15 protein-coding genes and 1 pseudogene are annotated in these 17,655 nt (G+C 66.0%); 8 read left to right on the top strand and 8 right to left on the bottom strand.

The genetic code is table 11. The features are described from left to right. The first annotated feature begins 63 nt into the window (after positions 1–63). The 3 genes and pseudogenes from QX121_RS09680 to QX121_RS31630 form a co-directional block, all read left to right on the top strand. Positions 64–1,497, top strand: a complete 1,434-nt coding sequence (locus tag QX121_RS09680) for an MATE family efflux transporter (protein WP_315811787.1) — start codon at positions 64–66, stop codon at positions 1,495–1,497. Between the two features lie 284 nt (positions 1,498–1,781). Further along, positions 1,782–3,011, top strand: a complete 1,230-nt coding sequence (locus QX121_RS09675; RefSeq protein WP_315785610.1) for a Tad domain-containing protein — start codon at positions 1,782–1,784, stop codon at positions 3,009–3,011. A 435-nt stretch (positions 3,012–3,446) separates the two neighbouring features. After that, positions 3,447–3,554 (top strand): annotated as a pseudogene (locus QX121_RS31630) (GTP-binding protein); the annotation flags it as partial. 152 nt (positions 3,555–3,706) lie between these two features. Here QX121_RS31630 and QX121_RS09665 read toward each other — a convergent pair. Continuing rightward, positions 3,707–4,225, bottom strand: coding sequence for a cupin domain-containing protein (locus QX121_RS09665; protein ID WP_315717363.1), 519 nt, complete (start codon positions 4,223–4,225; stop codon positions 3,707–3,709). A gap of 146 nt (positions 4,226–4,371) precedes the next feature. Here QX121_RS09665 and QX121_RS09660 point away from each other — a divergent pair, with 146 nt between their 5' ends. Further along, positions 4,372–4,587: a CsbD family protein gene (locus QX121_RS09660; protein ID WP_315738416.1), complete on the top strand. Its 216-nt coding sequence runs from the start codon at positions 4,372–4,374 to the stop codon at positions 4,585–4,587. Between the two features lie 360 nt (positions 4,588–4,947). On the opposite strand, the gene QX121_RS09655 is transcribed toward QX121_RS09660, so the two are convergent. After that, positions 4,948–5,406 carry an FKBP-type peptidyl-prolyl cis-trans isomerase gene (locus tag QX121_RS09655; RefSeq protein ID WP_409998083.1) on the bottom strand — a complete coding sequence of 153 codons (459 nt, stop codon included), beginning with the start codon at positions 5,404–5,406 and terminating at the stop codon, positions 4,948–4,950. A gap of 869 nt (positions 5,407–6,275) precedes the next feature. Further along, entirely contained in the window at positions 6,276–7,862 is a 1,587-nt protein-coding gene (gene ggt / locus QX121_RS09650) for a gamma-glutamyltransferase (RefSeq protein ID WP_315811785.1), read from the bottom strand. Positions 7,863–7,994: 132 nt separating this feature from the next. Here ggt and QX121_RS09645 point away from each other — a divergent pair, with 132 nt between their 5' ends. Continuing rightward, on the top strand, positions 7,995–8,774 hold the full coding sequence (locus tag QX121_RS09645) for a rhodanese-related sulfurtransferase (protein ID WP_315811784.1): 780 nt from the start codon (positions 7,995–7,997) through the stop codon (positions 8,772–8,774). After that, entirely contained in the window at positions 8,761–8,988 is a 228-nt protein-coding gene (locus QX121_RS09640) for a SlyX family protein (RefSeq protein WP_315738419.1), read from the top strand. Before QX121_RS09645 ends, QX121_RS09640 begins: the two co-directional genes overlap by 14 nt. A 13-nt stretch (positions 8,989–9,001) precedes the next feature. Here the strand turns inward: QX121_RS09640 and QX121_RS09635 are convergent, their stop codons facing one another. Together QX121_RS09635 and QX121_RS09630 are read right to left on the bottom strand one after the other, a co-directional pair. Then, the gene (locus QX121_RS09635; RefSeq protein ID WP_315811783.1) at positions 9,002–10,912 is read right to left on the bottom strand and encodes a diguanylate cyclase; all 1,911 of its coding nucleotides are present in this window, start codon (positions 10,910–10,912) and stop codon (positions 9,002–9,004) included. A gap of 170 nt (positions 10,913–11,082) precedes the next feature. Then, positions 11,083–11,322, bottom strand: a complete 240-nt coding sequence (locus QX121_RS09630) for a hypothetical protein (RefSeq protein WP_315738420.1) — start codon at positions 11,320–11,322, stop codon at positions 11,083–11,085. Between the two features lie 182 nt (positions 11,323–11,504). Here QX121_RS09630 and hemE point away from each other — a divergent pair, with 182 nt between their 5' ends. Then, the gene (gene hemE, locus QX121_RS09625; RefSeq protein ID WP_409999326.1) at positions 11,505–12,551 is read left to right on the top strand and encodes a uroporphyrinogen decarboxylase; all 1,047 of its coding nucleotides are present in this window, start codon (positions 11,505–11,507) and stop codon (positions 12,549–12,551) included. 4 nt (positions 12,552–12,555) lie between these two features. On the opposite strand, the gene hemC is transcribed toward hemE, so the two are convergent. The 3 genes from hemC to QX121_RS09610 all read right to left on the bottom strand — a co-directional run bounded on the left by hemC (position 12,556) and on the right by QX121_RS09610 (position 16,450). After that, a complete protein-coding gene (gene hemC, locus QX121_RS09620; RefSeq protein WP_315756959.1) occupies positions 12,556–13,533 on the bottom strand; it encodes a hydroxymethylbilane synthase in 978 nt (325 codons plus the stop codon). 15 nt (positions 13,534–13,548) lie between these two features. Then, a complete protein-coding gene (locus QX121_RS09615; protein ID WP_315811782.1) occupies positions 13,549–15,174 on the bottom strand; it encodes a choline dehydrogenase in 1,626 nt (541 codons plus the stop codon). Between the two features lie 97 nt (positions 15,175–15,271). Next, positions 15,272–16,450, bottom strand: coding sequence for an acetate/propionate family kinase (locus QX121_RS09610; protein ID WP_315811781.1), 1,179 nt, complete (start codon positions 16,448–16,450; stop codon positions 15,272–15,274). 170 nt (positions 16,451–16,620) lie between these two features. Between QX121_RS09610 and QX121_RS09605 the strand changes: the two genes are divergently transcribed. After that, entirely contained in the window at positions 16,621–17,655 is a 1,035-nt protein-coding gene (locus QX121_RS09605) for a uroporphyrinogen decarboxylase family protein (protein ID WP_315811846.1), read from the top strand.

Genomic DNA, 17,655 nt, shown 5'->3' with positions numbered 1-17,655 from the left:
GCGGACCTATTGAATGATAATCATCATTTAAACGCGATGGTTCGCCAGGCGCGCGGAGATCCGATGGACGTTTCCACCCAGGCGACCACCGAAGCCCTGCCCGGTGTTGCGGCGGCGCCGTTCGAGCCGGCCCCGGAGCCGCCGCGCGCCAAGGCCGCGTCGGTCCGCACGGCATTGCTCTCCGGCCCGGTGCTGCCGGCGCTGTTCCGGTTGGCGCTGCCGACCATGACCGTGCTGGTGGCGCAAACCGCGGTCAACGTCGCCGAAGCGTATTACGTCGGCTTCCTCGGCACCGATGCGCTGGCCGGCGTCGCACTGGTGTTCCCGATCTTCATGCTGATGACGATGATGTCCAATGGCGGCATCGGCAGCGGCGTCTCCTCGGCGGTGGCGCGCGCGGTCGGCGCCGGGCACAACGCCGATGCCGATGCCATCGCCTTCCATGCCATCGTGCTGGCGGTGATCGCCGGCGGCCTGTTCACGCTTGCGACCGCCCTGTTCGGCCCGGCGCTGTACCATGCGCTCGGCGGGCGAGCCGGCGCTCTGGAGGCGGCGCTGCGCTACTCCAACTATCTGTTCGCCGGCGCCGTCCCGGTGTGGATCGTCAATCTGCAGGCGGCGGCGCTGCGCGGCGCCGGCAATGTGCGGGTGCCGGCGCTGGTCACCCTGGTCGGCGCGCTGGTCATGATTCCCGCCTCGCCGCTGCTGATCTTCGGCATCGGCCCGCTGCCGGGGCTCGGGATCGCCGGCGCGGGCATCGCCTTCGGCCTGTATTACTGCGGCGCTATGCTGGTGCTGGTGCGCTACATGACCTCTGGCCGCTCCAGCCTGCATGTGCGCGTTGCGCGGCTACAGGGCCGGCTGTTCGCCGACATCCTGAAAGTCGGGCTGCCGACCGCGCTCAACGCGGTCATGGTCAATCTCACCGTCATCCTGGTGACCGCGCTCGCCGGGCGCTTCGGGACCTCCGAGCTCGCCGCCTACGGCATCGCCTCGCGGCTCGACTACATCATGATCCCGATCCTGTTCGGGCTGTGCACGGCCACCCTGACGATGGTCGGCATCAATGTCGGCGCCGGCCAGCGCGGCCGTGCGCGCCGCATCGCCTGGATCAGTGCCCTGGCGGGCGCAGCCCTGGTCGGGATCATCGGCCTGATCGTGGCGCTGCACCCGCCGCTCTGGCTCGGCCTGTTCAGCCGCGACGCCGGGGTTCTGCGCGAGGGCGCGACCTATCTGCGCACCGTGGCGCCGGCCTACGCCGCGCTCGGCTTCGGGTTCGTGCTGGCTTTTGCCGGCCAAGGTGCGGGCCACGTGCTGTGGCCATTCGTCGGGTCCGCCCTGCGCGTGCTGATCGCGGCGGGCGGCGGCTACATCGCAATCATCATGCTCGGCGGCGGCATGGCCTCGCTCGCCGCGATGGTCACGCTGTCGCTCGTCGCCTACGCATTGGTGTGCAGCCTCGTTCTCTCGCCCCGGATCTGGCGCTCGCCTCGTTAGCGCGACATGCACCGGCGGGCGCAATCCAACCGCTTGCAACTCACAAGCCGTCACCGCCAAATACAGGCAATTCGCGCGGTTGCTACCAATGAGTGGTGCGAACGGGCACCTGTCGATGATCCGACAAACGGGCTGATAACCTTCCGCTTCCGCTACTCCGCTGCCGGGTTCCTTTACGGAACCGGATTCAGCATGCGGTAATCTCTGACCGCCACTTCCTTGCAGCAGGGGCTCGCATCCGCCGGCGTCGAGCCTCGGACAGCCATCAGCAGGAAGCGTTGCACATGACCGCATCGATTTCGTCGAAGACTCTTCGCGATCTGGCATGGAGATTTGGCCGCGCGAAGGATGGCCAGATCAGCATGATCTTCGCCATCACCATCATCCCCATCCTGGTGTCGGTCGGCGCCGCCGTCGATTTCGCCAAGTCCAGCGACACCAAGGCGCAGTTGCAGAAGTCGGTCGACGCCGCGGTCCTCGCCGGCGTGACCCAGGCCAGCGCGCAGCAGGTCTCGACCGCGAGCGCGGTGTTCTCGGGCAGCTTCAAAGGCCGGTTCGGCACCGGCACAACGGCGACCTTCACGCCCAACAGCGACGGCTCGCTGTCGGGCACCGCGACGACCTCGGTGAAGACCTCGTTCCTCAACGTGATGGGCACGACATCGCTCGGCGTGACGGCGTCCGCAACGGCCAAGGCCGGCGCGCAGACTACGTCGCCCGTGTGCATCCTGCTGGTCAGCACCATCAACGCGCAATCATTGCTGGTGAATTCCGGGGCCCAGCTCAATGCGCCGAGCTGCGAGATCCACGTGCTGTCGACGCAGAGCCCGGCCGCGATGTTCAACGCCACGCTCAACGTCAAGCGCATCTGCATCAAGGGCACCAATATCACCAAGAACGGCGGCGCCACTCCGCCGGCCGAGACCGGCTGCGCGGCGATCTCCGACCCATTTGCCGGCAAGCTGCCCGCCGTCACGGTGGGCGCGTGCACCACCAACAACAAAGTCTATGATCCCGGCTCGGTCACGCTCAGCCCCGGCGTCTATTGCGGCGCGACCAATTTCAACGGCTCCGGCACGCTGACGCTCAATCCGGGCCTCTACGTCATCAAGGGCGGCGCGATGACCTTCAACTCGGGATGGACGGTCACCGGCAGCGGCGTCACCTTCTATCTCGTCGACCAGAACGCGACGCTCACCTTCAACGGCAACGTCAATGCGACGCTGTCGGCGCCGACCAGCGGCACCTACGCCAATATCCTGATGTACGAGCCGAGCGGCCTGTCGACGACGAACCTGCCGATCAACGGCACCAGCAGCTCGTCCTACACCGGCCTGATGTATCTGCCGAGCCGCAACGTCACCATCAACTCGGTCTCGACCATGAGCAGCAACAGCGTCACGATGGTGTTCAACACGCTGATCCTGAACCAGACCAACTGGGCGATCGCGCCCGGCGCGTTGTCGATGTCGGCGGCGAGTGGTCCGGCCGGCACGGCGTTCCTGTCGAGGTAGTTGCCATAGCTGAGCCAATTCTCGTGAGTGCTGTTTCAGCGGCTTGTCGCCGGGACTGACGACCCGGCTTCACGAGAAGGGATCAGCTCCTCTCTTCCGAGATGAAACGGAGCTGCATCCCGCCACCGATACTGCTTCCCTCTCCCCGTTCTTCACGGCAGAGGGAACGCGGTGTCGCTGGCGGCTGCAGCGTCGTTTCAGCACTGCAAGGACTTCACCAGCTCACCAGAGCCGCTCGCGCCCTGCGATCTCGGCCGCCGCCTCTGCCGACTCCACAAGCCGCCGCCGGCCCGCCCAATCACGCCTTCGTCGCCACGCTCCCCCCTTGACACCGTCTCCCGCTTCAGATGATGTTACGTTATAACATTTCATAAAGAGTCCGCATGCCCGCCCGCCGGCACCGACCCTTTCCCCTGAAGAGGCTGTTCGATCTCGATGCGCAAACTCCCCGTCACGGTCTTGTCCGGCTTCCTCGGGGCTGGGAAGACCACTTTGCTCAACCACATCCTGAAGCTGGCGCCGCGCCAACGAGGCGGCCTGATCAGCCCGCATCCGAACCGAAAGTCCTCGGGTGCAACGAACCGCGAGACACACGCGCGACAGTCGCCCCTGCTTCGCGTGTGAGAGGGAAGGCGTTATAGCCGCTCCCTGCCCGGCGGAGCCGTCGCGAGACGGCTCCGCCAATTCCTTGATGGCTACGACTTCGACTCGGCGGGATCGCGGTGCACCGGGTCGATCCACAGCACCGTCTCGGGCTTCTCGACCGGCTCGATATCGATGTTGATCGCGACCGCCTCGCCGTCGCTGCGCACCAGCACGCATTCGAGCACTTCGTCCGGGCTCGCATTGATCTCCTGGTGCGGCACGTAGGGCGGCACGAAGATGAAATCGCCGGGACCGGCCTCCGCGGTGAACTGCAGCCGATCGCCCCAGCGCATCCGCGCCTTGCCCTTCACGACGTAGATCACGCTCTCGAGATGACCGTGATGATGCGCCCCGGTCTTGGCGTCAGGCCTGATCGTGACCGTGCCCGCCCACAATTTCTGCGCTCCGACGCGCGCGAAGTTGATCGCCGCCTTGCGGTCCATGCCCGGCGTCGACGGCACGTTGGAATCGAGCTGATTGCCCGGAATGACGCGGACGCCGTCGTGCTTCCAGCGCTCGTCGCCGTGATCGTGGGAATGGCCGTGCGCGTGATCGTGAGAGCCTGACATGATTTCTTCTCGGGATTTCGTCTGTTCGAGGGAACCAAACCATTAGCCGAAATGCCGCAGCGAAGCTATTCGCGGTTCCGCACGAACCTTTCTGCATCGCGTGCGTTGGATCGGTGGAGTTCACACAATCAGCGGAGGACGAAGTCATGGGTGCCACCACCGACAAGATCAAGGGCGTCGCCAACGAGACCATCGGCAAGGCCAAGCAGGGCATCGGCGAAGCCACCGGCTCCGAGCGCCTGCAGGGCGAGGGTGCCGTGCAGGAAATCAAGGGCAAGGGCCAGCAGGCGCTGGGCGATGCCAAGAAGGCGACCAAGGACGCGGTGAACACCGCCGCCGGCGCCGCCAACAAGAATCTCTGAGCAGGATCGGCGCGGTCGCGGAGATCGCGCGAAGACGCTATCAACTACAAGACCGGCCCCTCACGGGGCCGGTCTTTGCATCGTCGTTAGTTGACGATAGATGGCAACTATCAGCCAGATCATTACAGCGCTCCAGCCGGCGCCCATGAATGCGCCCTCTCCCCTTGTGGGAGAGGGCATGTAGGACAGCGCCACAAGCTCGGTCGGGTGAGGGGCCTCTCTCCATGAGCGTCGCTCGCCGAGAGAGACCCCTCACCCCATTGTGTTCGCGGTTGGGCCCGTGATGCCCTCTCCCACAAGGGGAGAGGGCGCTGTATCGCGCAGCACGCTTGGTTGCCCTCCCGGCATCATTCGCGCGCCTTACTTCACGCCGAGCAGTTCGACGTCGAACATCAGCGTCGCGTTCGGCGGAATCACGCCGCCGGCGCCGCGGGCGCCGTAGCCCAGCTCGGGCGGAATGATCAGGGTACGCTTGCCGCCGACCTTCATGGTGGCAACGCCCTCGTCCCAGCCGGCGATCACGCGCTTCATGCCGATCGGGAATTCGAACGGCTCGTTGCGATCCACCGACGAGTCGAATTTCTTGCCCTTCTGGCCGTTCTCATACAGCCAGCCCGTATAGTGCATCACGCAGGTCTGACCGCGCGTCGGCGTGGCGCCGGTGCCTTCCTTGGTGTCGATGATCTGCAGTCCGGAGGGAGTGGTCATGGTCTTTCCTGTGGGTTTGGCGGAACTGGTCTGTGCCGAGACCGCGCGGGAGCCCAGCAAGACACCGGCCGCGGCCGATGCCGCCGCCATCAGCGCAACTCTTCTGTTCATCGGACGCCGCATGCTCCAGACCGCCTCTGCTCGTTCACGGGAGCCGCGGTTTAGCTCATGCGGGAGCGGCTGACCAGCCCGGCATCGACTTCCGAAAAAAATAATTCACTTGCGCATAATCGGAAATCATGATTTTCTCCGCGCATCCCGCCTCACCGCAGAGGGGCGTAGCGCGCGATCGTCACGACACGCGAGGTGGGATGCGATGGCCGCGTTGTTGCCGCAGCGTGTCTTCGGACGCGCCGACGAACGGCAGCTTGCGGACGTGAAGTCGCAGCGTCCTGATACCCCGATGCTGGTATCACGCGCAGTGCGCGCAAGCGCATTGTCGCAATGGTGGCCAACAAGCCCGGCGCACCAGGGAGACTGCGTATAAGCGTGAAGACCGTCGCGCAGGGAATGCCGGTTGAATCGGCTTTGCCTGTGGTACCTGCCGCCTGCATTTTTTTCGCAGGCGGGCCATGGGTGAGGCCTTCACCCGGCATTCCCTGCGCCCTCTGCATTTTGCAAGGGCCACGATGATCGCAGACCTCGGGCGTCCGTGCCGCGAGAACGAGACCGTGTGTCGATCGTTGTTTGAGCCGTGTATCCGCCCCATCCACCGCCGTCGTCCCGGCGCCGATCCGGGGCCCATACGCCGCGGCGGACGTGACGTGCGAGGAACTAACGGCTGGCCTGCCTCAAACCACTGCCTGGGGTTATGGGTCCCGGCGCAAGGCCGGGACGACAGCGGTGTGTGTGGATGCGGCTTGCGTAGCCACCATCGTCATTGCGTGGAGCGAAGCGACGAAGCAATCCGGGGTCACGATCGCCACTCTGATCGTTTCGCTGCGCTCGCGATGACGAACGCACGGAAGAATTCCGGCACCTCAATAGCCCAGCGCACAGCCGTCCTTGCGCGGGTCGGAGCCGCCGGTGAGCGTGCCCTTGTCCCAGTCGATCCAGATCGCCTGACCGCCGCCGAGCGGCGACACCACCTTGGCGGTCTTGTGGCCGATCTTCTGCAAGCCCTCGACCACCTCGGCCGGCACGCCGTCCTCGAGCTGATAGACGCCCTCGTAGTGCAGACCGCGCGCCATATCGATCGCTTCCTGCACGTCGCAGCCATAGTCGAGGATGTTGGTCAGCACGTGGGTCTGGCCGACCGGCTGATACTGGCCGCCCATGACGCCGTACGACATCTGGGCGCGGCCGGCCTTGGTGGCGAGCGCCGGGATGATCGTGTGCAGCGGACGCTTGCCCGGGCCGATGCAGTTCGGATGGCCCGGCTGGATGCGGAAGCCGCCGGCGCGGTTCTGCAGCAGCACGCCGGTCTCGTTGGAGACGATGGCCGAGCCGAACGAATGCGCGATCGAATTGATGAAGGAGCAGACGTTGCGGTCGCGGTCGACGACCGTGATGTAGACCGTCTCCGGATTCATAGGCGGCGCGACGTTCGGCAGGTCGAGCAGCTTGTCGAGGCTGATCTGCGAGATGTACTCGTCGGCGAACTCCTTGGCGAGGATGCTGGCGACCTCCGTCGTCATGTGCGCGGGATCGCCGATGTGCTGCTCGCGCATCATGTAGGCGATGCGCGCGGCCTCGGCCTCGAGGTGGAAGCGCTCGACGCTGAGCGGATCGATGCGCGTGAGGTCGAAGCGCGAGAGGATGTTGAGCATCACCAGCATGGTGATGCCCGGGCCGTTCGGCGGGCACTGCCAGACGTCGTAGTCCTTGTAGGTGGTGCCGATCGGCGAGGTCACCTCGGTCTGGTGGTTGGCGAAATCCTCCAAGGTGTGCAGGCCGCCGATGCCACGCAGCGTCTGCACCATGTCCTCGGCGACCGCGCCGGTGTAGAAGCCCTTCGGCCCCTCCTTGGCGATGACGCGCAGGGTCTGCGCCAGCTCCGGCTGGCGGATCACGTCACCCACGGCAGCCGCCTTGCCATGCGGCAGAAAGTAGCGCGCGGTGTTGGTGCCGTTCTTGAGCTTCTCGAACTGGTTGTTCCAGTCGAACGCGACACGCGGCGCCACCACATAGCCGTCCTCCGCGGCGCGGATCGCGGGCTGCAGCAGCCGGTCGAGCCCGAGCCGGCCGTGGTCGCGCAGGATGCGGTCCCAGGCGTCGACCGCGCCGGGGACGGACACCGCATGGGCCGAGGTCAGAGGGACCGAGTGGATCTTGCGCTCGAGAAACCAGTCCACGGTCGCGGCGGCGGGCGCCCGGCCCGAGCCATTATAGGCCATGACCCGGCCTTCGCCCCTGGGCTGGACCAAGGCAAAGCAGTCGCCGCCGATGCCGGTGGATTGCGGCTCGATCACCCCGAGCAGGGCGCAGGCTGCCACCGCCGCGTCGGCTGCGGTGCCGCCGGCCCGCAGCACCTCGATCCCGGCCAGCGCCGCCTGCGGGTGCGAGGTGGCGATCATTCCGTTCTGGGCGTGGACCGTCGACCTGCCGGGGAAATGGAAGCTTCTCATCGTTGCTCGCTGCGTGATCGTTTGGTGGCTGGAATGCCAGTGCTGGCCGGCTACATCGCACATTCCTTCCAGGCTCGGCAATGCCCGGGGATACCAGCTTTTCTATGGTCAGCTCTGCTGGTAAACGGCCGCATGCCCCTCGCCGTCGCCGCCTTCTATCAGTTCGTCGCCCTGCCGGATTTTCGCGACCTGCGCGCGCCGCTCCACGGCTTTTGCGCTGCACGCGGCATCAAGGGCAGCGTCCTGCTGGCCGAGGAGGGCATCAACGGCACCGTGGCCGGGACCGAACCGGCAATTGCCGCTCTGGTCGGCGAGTTTCGCGACGGAACGCTGTTCGCCGGCCGGCTGGACCGTCTGGAGCTGAAATACTCGCGCGCCACGGCCATGCCGTTCCGGCGCCTCAAGGTGCGGCTGAAGCGGGAGATCGTGACGCTCGGCGATCCCGCCGCCGATCCGACCCGGCAGGTCGGGACCTATGTCAGTCCCGCCGATTGGAACGCGCTGATCGCCGCGCCGGATACCGTCGTGCTCGACACAAGGAATGCGTTCGAGGTGGCGATGGGGACGTTCGAAGGCGCGGTCGATCCAGGCCTGCAGAGCTTCGGGCAGTTCAAGGATTTTGCGGAACGCGCACTCGATCCTGCGAGGCACAAGCGGATCGCGATGTTCTGCACCGGCGGCATCCGCTGCGAGAAGGCGAGCGCGCTGCTGCTGGCGCGCGGCTTTTCCGAGGTCTACCACCTCAAGGGCGGCATCCTGAAGTATCTCGAGGAGATCCCGGAAGCCAAGAGCCGCTGGCGCGGCGGCTGCTTCGTGTTCGACGAACGCGTCGCGCTCGGCCACGGTCTGCGGGAGCACAGCGCGGCTACGATCAAGGCAGTTCCGGAGGGCGCACGCGATGAGCAGCTCTGATCCATCCAACGCGGAGCTCGGCGAGCGCATCGACACGCTGGAGATGCGCCTCACCTTCCAGGACGACACGATCGAGACGCTGAACCAGACCATCACCGCGCAGTGGCGCGAGATCGATGCGCTGAAGCGCAAGATCGCCCTGCTGGTCGAGCGGCTCGAGGACGCGCAAAGCAATGCCGAGGGGCCGCGCAATGAGCAGCCGCCGCACTACTGATCGTGCGGCGATCTCAGGCCGGGACGGTCGCCGGCGCCTTGCCGGCGGGCCGATCGATCACCTCTCCGGCCACGATCAGGCGGTCGCGGCCGGCGTCCTTCGCGGCATAGAGCGCGCGGTCGGCCGCCTCGATCAACGAGGCCGGGCCGGCCGATCGCTCGAAGCCCGGCCGGCACACCGCGCCGCCGATGCTCGCGGTGACGATGCCCGCCGGGTTGTGATCGTGGACGATGCAGGCCTCGTGCAGTGCCCGCCTGATCCGCTCGCCGAGCCTGGCGCAGCCCCCGGCATCGGTGTTCGGCAGCAGGATGGCGAACTCCTCGCCGCCGTAGCGGGCCGCCAGATCCGAGCTGCGCTGCGCCTCGTCGGCGAGAATGCCGGCCACGGTGTGCAGGCATTCGTCGCCGGCCGGGTGACCATAGGCGTCGTTGAAGGCCTTGAAGTGGTCGATGTCGATCATCAGCAGCGCCAGCGAAGTCTTGTCGCGGTAGGCCCTGCCCCACTCCTCCAGCAGCCGCTCGTCGAACCGGCGGCGGTTGGCGAGCCCGGTGAGACCGTCCTCGATCGCAAGCGTCTCGAGCCGTCCTTGCAGCGTCTTCTGCTGCGTCACGTCGCGGGTGACGGCGACGAAGCCGTCGAGCGCGCCGTCCGGCTGACGGGTGGCGCGGATCGTGGCCTCGACCCAGATCTCCGACTTGTCCCGGCGGCGCATGCGATAGGTTGCGCGTGCTTCGTCGACGGCCCCCCTCCTGAGCTGATCGAGGATCTCCTGCAACTGCGGGCGATCCAGCGGATGCACGCCGGAGAGCGCGCGCTTGCCCAGGAGCTGCGACGGGTGCCAGCCCAGCACGCGCATGGTCGAGGGCGAGACGTAGCCGATGCAGTCGTCCAGCTCGATCCGCGTCACGATGTCGCTGGAGCCTTCGGCGAGCAGCCGGAAGTTCTCCTCCTTTGCCGCCAGCGCCGCGGCAAGCTGCTGCCGCTGCAGCAACTGCTTCGCGAGGAAGATGCCGATCGCAATGACAAGCGCGACCAGACAGACCAGCACCGTGAGCCGAATCAGCGCATCACGCTTCCATTCGGCCAGGACCTCCGCCTCCGTGCGCGTCACCAGAATGAGGAACGGATAGCGCTGCGCGTGCTGATAGAACCCGATGCGTTCGGATGTTTCGCCGAGCCTTCGGAACTGCAACGGCCCCGACGCCGGATGATAGGGGATCGCTTCAAGTACGGGGCGCCCGACCGTCTGCGGGTCCGGTTCCGCATTGTCGGCGAGGACGGCTCCGTCACGGCTCCTCAGGCTGATCGTCCCCTCACGACCGACGGCAAACTGACGGTAGAACCGAGCGAAATAGGCAACGTCGACGGTTGCCAGCACGACGCCGCCGAACCGGCCATCCGCGTGATTCCAGCGCCTCGACAGGGTGATGACCCATTGACCGCCGGCCCTGCTCTGCACCGGACGACCGATCAGCAGCGAGCGATCGGCCGAAATCCTGTGGTGTGCGAAGTAGTCACGATCGGCATTGTTGTAGTTGGTGAGCGTGACGTCCTCGGTGGTGGCAAGCCAGTCGCCGTTTTCGCCATAGGCGAAGATGCCCCGGATGCGGCCGAGATTGGCCTTCCTCGTCTTCAGAATCGTCTGCAGTCGGGCGATCGCACCGGGCTTGCCGTCATCGGTCTCGAGCGCGGCGACGACGCCGCGCAACAGCGAATCCGCAAGCTCGAAGGTATCCTCGACGTGCTGGGTGAGCGAGTGAGCGAGGTTGCCGAGATCGGTTTCGGCATTGCGCACCTCCGCCTGTCGGGACGTCCATTCGCCCCAGACGCTGTAAGCGAGAATCGCGACCGACACGAGCGCAAGCACGCCAGCCGCCCACATCGGCAGGCGGCTTCGATCAACTCTGGTCGCACCAACGTCCATTCCGCGGGACTCTCCGGACGCCGGGAGAGTCCCATGGACATCTTATCTAACCCTGAAATGCGGCGGGTCCGAAGGCGTCCGCGGCGCCCCGTAAGATTACGGCGTCTCCCGTACGACTACGGACAAACAGCGGCGGTGCCGCGGTCAAGGCGGGCGTTCGGCCTGTTAGTTCAGCGAACGAACACCGATCGCACCTTGTCCCAAAGCGATGGCGAATGGTCTCGGTCAACGTCAGCGTCGTCCTTCACGCGGGTCGTCGAGGGCTGCTGCAGGCTCACCGGGTCCGAGGCCGGAAACGTGTCCATCAGTCCCTTGTCGAGCTGCGTTGCAGTCTTGCGGTCGAGACGCGCGGCTTCGCGGGGATCGACGGCGTGCTTGTCGTGCGGCGCGGGATTGAATTTCTCAGCCATGACCAATCTCCCTGTGGGACAACAACGCAGGGGCGAAGGACGTGTTCCCCTCGATGTGACGCCCTGCGACTGCGGGGACGCTCGCATCTCCCGCGACGCCCGAGCGGATATGACCTTGGCCGGAACCGCTTGGGCATGTATCACGGACGGTAAACTGTTCCCGAAGTTGCGGAGCCCTGAGCGTGAGTAAGACTGCCGTGAACAAGCCTTTCATCGACGTGCTGTCCGGTCAGCGCCAGAACGTGCCGCCGATCTGGATGATGCGGCAGGCCGGCCGCTATTTGCCGGAGTACCGCGAGGTGCGTGCCAAGGCCGGCGGCTTTCTCGATCTCTGCTTCAATCCTGAGCTCGCGGCCGAGGTCACGCTGCAGCCGATCCGGCGCTTCGGCTTCGATGCGGCGATCATCTTTTCGGACATTCTGGTGATCCCGCATGCGCTCGGCCGCAGCGTCCGCTTCGAGGTCGGCGAAGGCCCGCGGCTCGATCCGCTCGATACGCCGGAGAAGATCGCGACGCTGTCGGCGAAGGCAGACCTGTCGACGCTGGAAGCGGTGTTCGAGGCGCTGCGCCGTGTGCGGGCCGAACTGGCACCGAGCACCGCCCTGATCGGCTTTTGCGGCGCCCCTTGGACGGTCGCGACCTACATGGTCGCGGGCCAAGGCACACCTGATCAGGCGCCGGCGCGGCTGCTCGCCTATCGGCATCCCGATGCGTTCGGCAGAATCATCGATGCGCTGGTCGACAGCTCGATCGCCTATCTCTTGAAGCAGCTGGAGGCCGGTGCCGACGCGCTGCAGATCTTCGACACCTGGGCCGGGGTGCTGTCACCGCGCGAGTTCGCGCGCTGGTCGGTCGCGCCGACGCGACGCATCGTCGAGGGCGTGCGCAAGGCGCGGCCGGATGCGAAGATCATCGGCTTTCCGCGTGGCGCCGGCGCGCTGTTGCCGGGCTATGTCACCGAAACCGGAATCGATGCGGTCAGCATCGACTGGACGGCGGAGCCCGCCTTTATCCGCGAACGGGTGCAGAGCAAGGTGGCCGTTCAGGGCAATCTCGATCCGCTGGCGCTGATCACCGGTGGCGCGGCGCTCGACCAGGCGGTCGACGACGTGCTGGCGAGCTATGCCGGGGGACGTCACATCTTCAATCTCGGCCACGGCATTCTGCCGGAGACGCCGATCGCCCATGTCGAGCAGATGCTGGCGCGCGTCCGCGCCTACAGGGGATGACCGATCAACGCGGCCGGCTGCGCTCGATCAGCTCGGCCGCGCCGTTGGCAAGCAGCTCGAGCCCGACCGCCCGGCCGAGCTCGCGCGGACGATCCGCCGGCGCGGAGCGTTGCGCCTCGATGAAGCGGCCGCCGTCCTCGTCGAGCACCGAGGCGGTCAGCGTCAACTGTCCGCCGTCGATGGTCGAAAAGCCTGCGATCGGCGAGTTGCAATGGCCGTTGAGCACCCAAAGCACCTCGCGCTCGGCGTCGGCGCAGGTCCGCGCCGCCGCATCGTCGATGGTCGCTAGGATGCGCCGGGTTTCCCAATCCGACGCGGGGCACTCGACGGCGACGATGCCCTGCCCGACCGCCGGCAGCATGTCGGCGACCGGAAACTCGTAGGAGGCGCGGTCGGACAAGCCGACCCGCTCCAGCCCGGAGCGCGCCATGATCAGGGCGTCGGCCGGCCCCACGGCGCCGCCGTCCGGCAGCCGCTGCAGCTCGCCATTGTCGAGCTTGCGGATGCGGGTGTCGGCCGCGCCGCGGAAATGGATCAGCTCGGCCTGCGGAAACAGCCGCCGCGCATAGGCGGCCCGGCGCACGGCATTGGTGCCGATCTTGAAGCCCCGGCCGCCATCCTTGCGAAATTCGTCGAGCGACAGCCCGCGCCGCAGCACCAGTACGTCGCCCGGCGGATCGCGCGACAGCAGCGCTGCGATGACGAGACCGGGCGTCTCCTCGTTGCCCGGCATGTCCTTCAGCGAGTGCATCGCTGCATGCAGCCGGCCGTCCAGCATGGCACGGCGGATCTCGGCCACGAACGCCCCACCCTTGCCGCCATGCGAGAGCAGCTTGCTGGTCTGGTCGGAATCGCCCGTCGTCTCGAATTTGACGATCTCGATGTCGAGCGACGGAATCGCAGCCTGCAGCCGGCGGGCGATCTCCTCCGTCTGCGCCAAGGCCATCGTGCTCTTGCGGGTGCCGATCCGGAAACGTGTCACGAACTCATTCCTGCGTCAGCGCGCGTCCAGCAAGATCATGTCGGAGGCCTTCTCCGCGATCATGATGACCGGCGCGTTGGTGTTGCCCGAAACCAGATCCGGCATGATCGAGGCATCGACCACGCGCAGGCCGTCGACGCCGCGCACGCGCAAGCGTTGATCGACCACAGCGACCGCATCGGCCCCCATCCGGCAGGTCGAGGTCGGATGGTAGATCGTGCTGCCGGTCTGCCGGCAATAGGCCAGGATGTCGTCATCGCTCACGATCTTGGACCCCGGATAAGCTTCATCCGAGACATACGGCCTCAGCGCCGGTGCCGCCAGGATTTTCCGCAGGATCCGGAGACCCTCGATGTTGGCCCGCCGGTCGGTTTCACTGGCGAGATAATTGATGCGGATTTCCGGCGGCACCGTCGGATCCGCGCTCCTGATCCGCAGCGAACCGCGGCTTTCGGGCCTGAGCTGGCAGACCGAGGCGGTGAAGCCGGAGAAGGTGTGCAGCTTCTCGCCCATCTTGTCGGTCGAGAACGGGATGAAGTGGATCTGGATGTCCGGGCTCGCAAGCCGCGGATCGGTCTTGAAGAACGCGCCGGCCGTACCCGCCGCGATCGTCAGCGGACCGTTGCGGAAGGCCGCATAGCGTGCGCCGGCCAGCACCTTGCGCACGGGGTTGTTGACGATGTCGTTGAGCGTGATGCGCTGGCTGCAGCGCATCACGATGCGGACCTGCAGATGGTCCTGCAGGTCACTCCCGACACCGGGCGCATCGAGGACCACGTCGAGGCCGTGCTGCTTCAGCAGCTCGCCCGGACCGACCCCGGACAACTGCAGCAGTTGCGGCGAGTTATAGGCACCGCTCGACACCAGGATCTCTTTGCGAGCGCGGGCCGTCCGCATCCGGCCGCGCTGGCTGAACGTCACGCCGCACGCCCGGCGTCCCTCGAACAGGATGCGCTGGGCCAGCGCGTCGGTCTCGACGTGGAGGTTGCTGCGGCCGAGCGCCGGCCGCAGGTAGGAGACTGCGCTGCTGGCGCGCCGGCCATGGCGTGTGGTGGTCTGGAAGAAGCCCGCGCCCTCCTGGCTCTGGCCGTTGAAGTCGCCATTGAAGGGCAAACCGGCTTCGACCGCCGCCTTCACGAACGCTTCGGACAACGGGTCCTCGTGTCGCCAGTCGGACACCGGCAGCGGGCCGTCGACGCCATGATAGTCGTCGCCGCCGCGGGACTGATTTTCCGCCCGCTTGAAATAGGGCAGCACGTCGTCATAGCCCCAGCCGACATTGCCGCGCTGGCGCCAGCGGTCGTAATCCTCGTGCTGGCCGCGCACATAGAGCAGGCCGTTGATCGAGCTGGAGCCGCCGAGCACCTTGCCGCGCGGCTGGAACACGGAGCGGCCGTCGAGCCCGGGCTCCGGCTCGGTCTGGTACATCCAGTTGACGGATTTTTCCTTGAACAGCTTGCCGTAGCCGAGCGGAATGTGGATCCAGATGTTGCTGTCCTTCGGGCCGGCCTCGAGCAGCAGCACCGTGTGCTTGCCGTCGCTGCTGAGCCTGTTGGCGAGAACGCAGCCGGCCGATCCGGCACCGACCACGACGTAGTCGAACTCCATGTCCGCCTCACGCAACGCCACGCTGCCTTCCATCGCTTCCCCACCGGCCTTGTTATTCTTTCATCCTCGATGATACCAAAACGCAAGGACATGCAAGCGGCAAATCAGCAGGTCTGGTCGGCCATCTCAGTCATTGCTGCCTAAGCAGGCGCGCGGCGTGCCGCGCGATCATCATTTCCTCATTGGTATTGACCACGCGCACGCGCACCCGCGACCGGTCCGAGGAGATCAAGGAATGACTCGCACGATTGCGGCCGTCGTCCAACGCGATCCCGAGCCATTCGAAGCCTTCGCAGACGCGCTGGCGAATGCGCCATGCGTGCTCGCCGATGCCGCCGCAGAACACCACCGCGTCGATGCCCGAGAGGATCGCGGCCATGGCGCCGAGCTCGCGCCTGATGCGGTCGACAAAGTAGTCGATCGCCTGCCGGGCTTCCGGCGTGCCGGCTGCCTCCAATTCGCGCATGTCCTGCGACAGTCCCGACAATCCCTTGAGGCCCGAATGATTGTAGAGGAGATCGGTGACCGCCTCGGCGGTCATCCGCTTCTCCTGAAGCAGATAGAGGACGACGCCAGGGTCCAGCTGACCGCAGCGCGTGCCCATCGGTAGACCGTCGAGCGCCGTGAATCCCATCGACGAACCGATGCTCTGCCCATCCCGGATCGCACACATCGAGGCGCCGTTGCCGAGATGCATCACGACCACCCGGCCCTTCTCGTCGAGCGGAGCGATCTCCTTCAGTCGCGAAACGACGTATTCGTAGGACAGGCCGTGAAAGCCGTAGCGGCGGATGCCTTGGTCGTAGAACTCACGCGGCAAGGCATAGGTATCATTGACCCAGGGGTGCGAACGATGGAACGCGGTGTCGAAACATGCGACCTGCACGGCATCGGGAAAGGCGCGATGCGCGGCGCGGACGCCGGAGAGATTGTGAGGCTGGTGCAATGGTGCCAGCGGAATGAGCTTTTGCAGATCATTCAGAACATCGTCATTGACGACGATCGGCTGCGTGAAAGCGAGCCCGCCATGGACGACGCGATGACCGACGGCGTCGACTTCGGTGCGGCCGATGGCGCGCTGCAGTACCTCGAGCACGACGCCGAGAGCCGCCTCGTGATCGGTGGCGCTCGCGGCATCGAGCCGTTCGTCAGCCAGCGCACCGTCCCTCAGCTTTGCTTCGAGATGCGGCGCCGCACCGCCGAGCCCTTCGATCTGGCCATGCACGGCCTCGACAAGCGCGGCATCTTCCTCGAACAAGGCGAACTTGATCGAGGATGAGCCGGAGTTGAGGGTCAGGATGTGTTGCATCGATGATGCCGCCTCGTGGAGAATGATGAACTGATAAACCGCAGAAAATACGAACTATTTCCGTGACGATCCGAAGACGAATAAAACGCTAGGTTGCATTCTGCCCTGAGCTTACTGCCTGCTATCATATCAAAGGTTGAGTCGGACCCGCGGGAGAGCATTGCGTGAATATGCCTCGACATCTCCTGCCGACCACCGTGGTCGGAAGCTACCCGCAGCCGGATTGGCTGGTCGATCGCGCAATGCTGTCAAAGTCCGTTCCCCGCATTCGCATGCAGGGCATGTGGCGCATCCCCCGGCCGCTGCTCGACGACGCCCAGGACGATGCGACCATTGTCGCGATCCACGACATGGAACAGGCCGGGATCGACATCGTGTCGGATGGCGAGATCCGGCGCGAAAGCTACTCCAACCGGTTCGCGACTGCGCTCGACGGCGTCGATGCCGACAATCCCGCCATCGTCATCTCGCCGTCCGGGATCAAGACGCCGGTGCCGCGCGTCGTCGGCCCGATCCGGCGGACACAGCCGGTCGAGCTGCGTGACATGGAGTTCCTCCGCCGTAACACCAAGCATGCCGCCAAGATCACCCTGCCCGGGCCGTTCACATTGAGCCAGCAAGCCCAGGACGACTTCTACCGTGACGACGAGGCGCTCGCGATGGCCTTCGCCGACGTCGTCAATGCCGAGGCCCGCGACCTGCAACGCGCCGGCGCCGACGTCATCCAGCTCGACGAGCCCTGGGTCCGCAACAATCCGCGGGCGGCGCGGCGCTATGCCGTCAAGGCGATCAACCGGGCGCTCGATCATATTACGGTGCCCACCATCGTTCACGTCTGCTTCGGTTATGCCGCCGTCGTGCCGGGCTCCAGCAAGCCGAGCGGATATGCGTTCCTGGCCGAGCTTGCCGATTGCCACGCCGCGCAGATCGCGATCGAGGCGGCGCAGCCGCGACTCGACCTCGGCGTTCTCAAAGATCTCTCGACCAAGACCATCGTGCTCGGCGTCCTCGATCTCGGCGATGCCGAGGTCGAGCCGGTCGCGGTCGTCGCCGAGCGCATCCGCAACGGCCTCAAAGTGGTGGCGCCGGAGCGGCTGGTCGTGGCGCCGGACTGTGGCATGAAATATCTGCCGCGTGCGACCGCCTTCGGGAAATTGAAGGCGATGTGTGGGGCGGCGGCGCGGGTGCGCGAAGAGCTCGCCTGA

It is taken from the genome of Bradyrhizobium sp. SZCCHNR2028 (genome assembly GCF_032380995.1).
In the GTDB taxonomy this organism is placed as follows: Bacteria; Pseudomonadota; Alphaproteobacteria; order Rhizobiales; family Xanthobacteraceae; genus Bradyrhizobium.
This window is presented reverse-complemented; position numbering and strand designations above follow the sequence as displayed.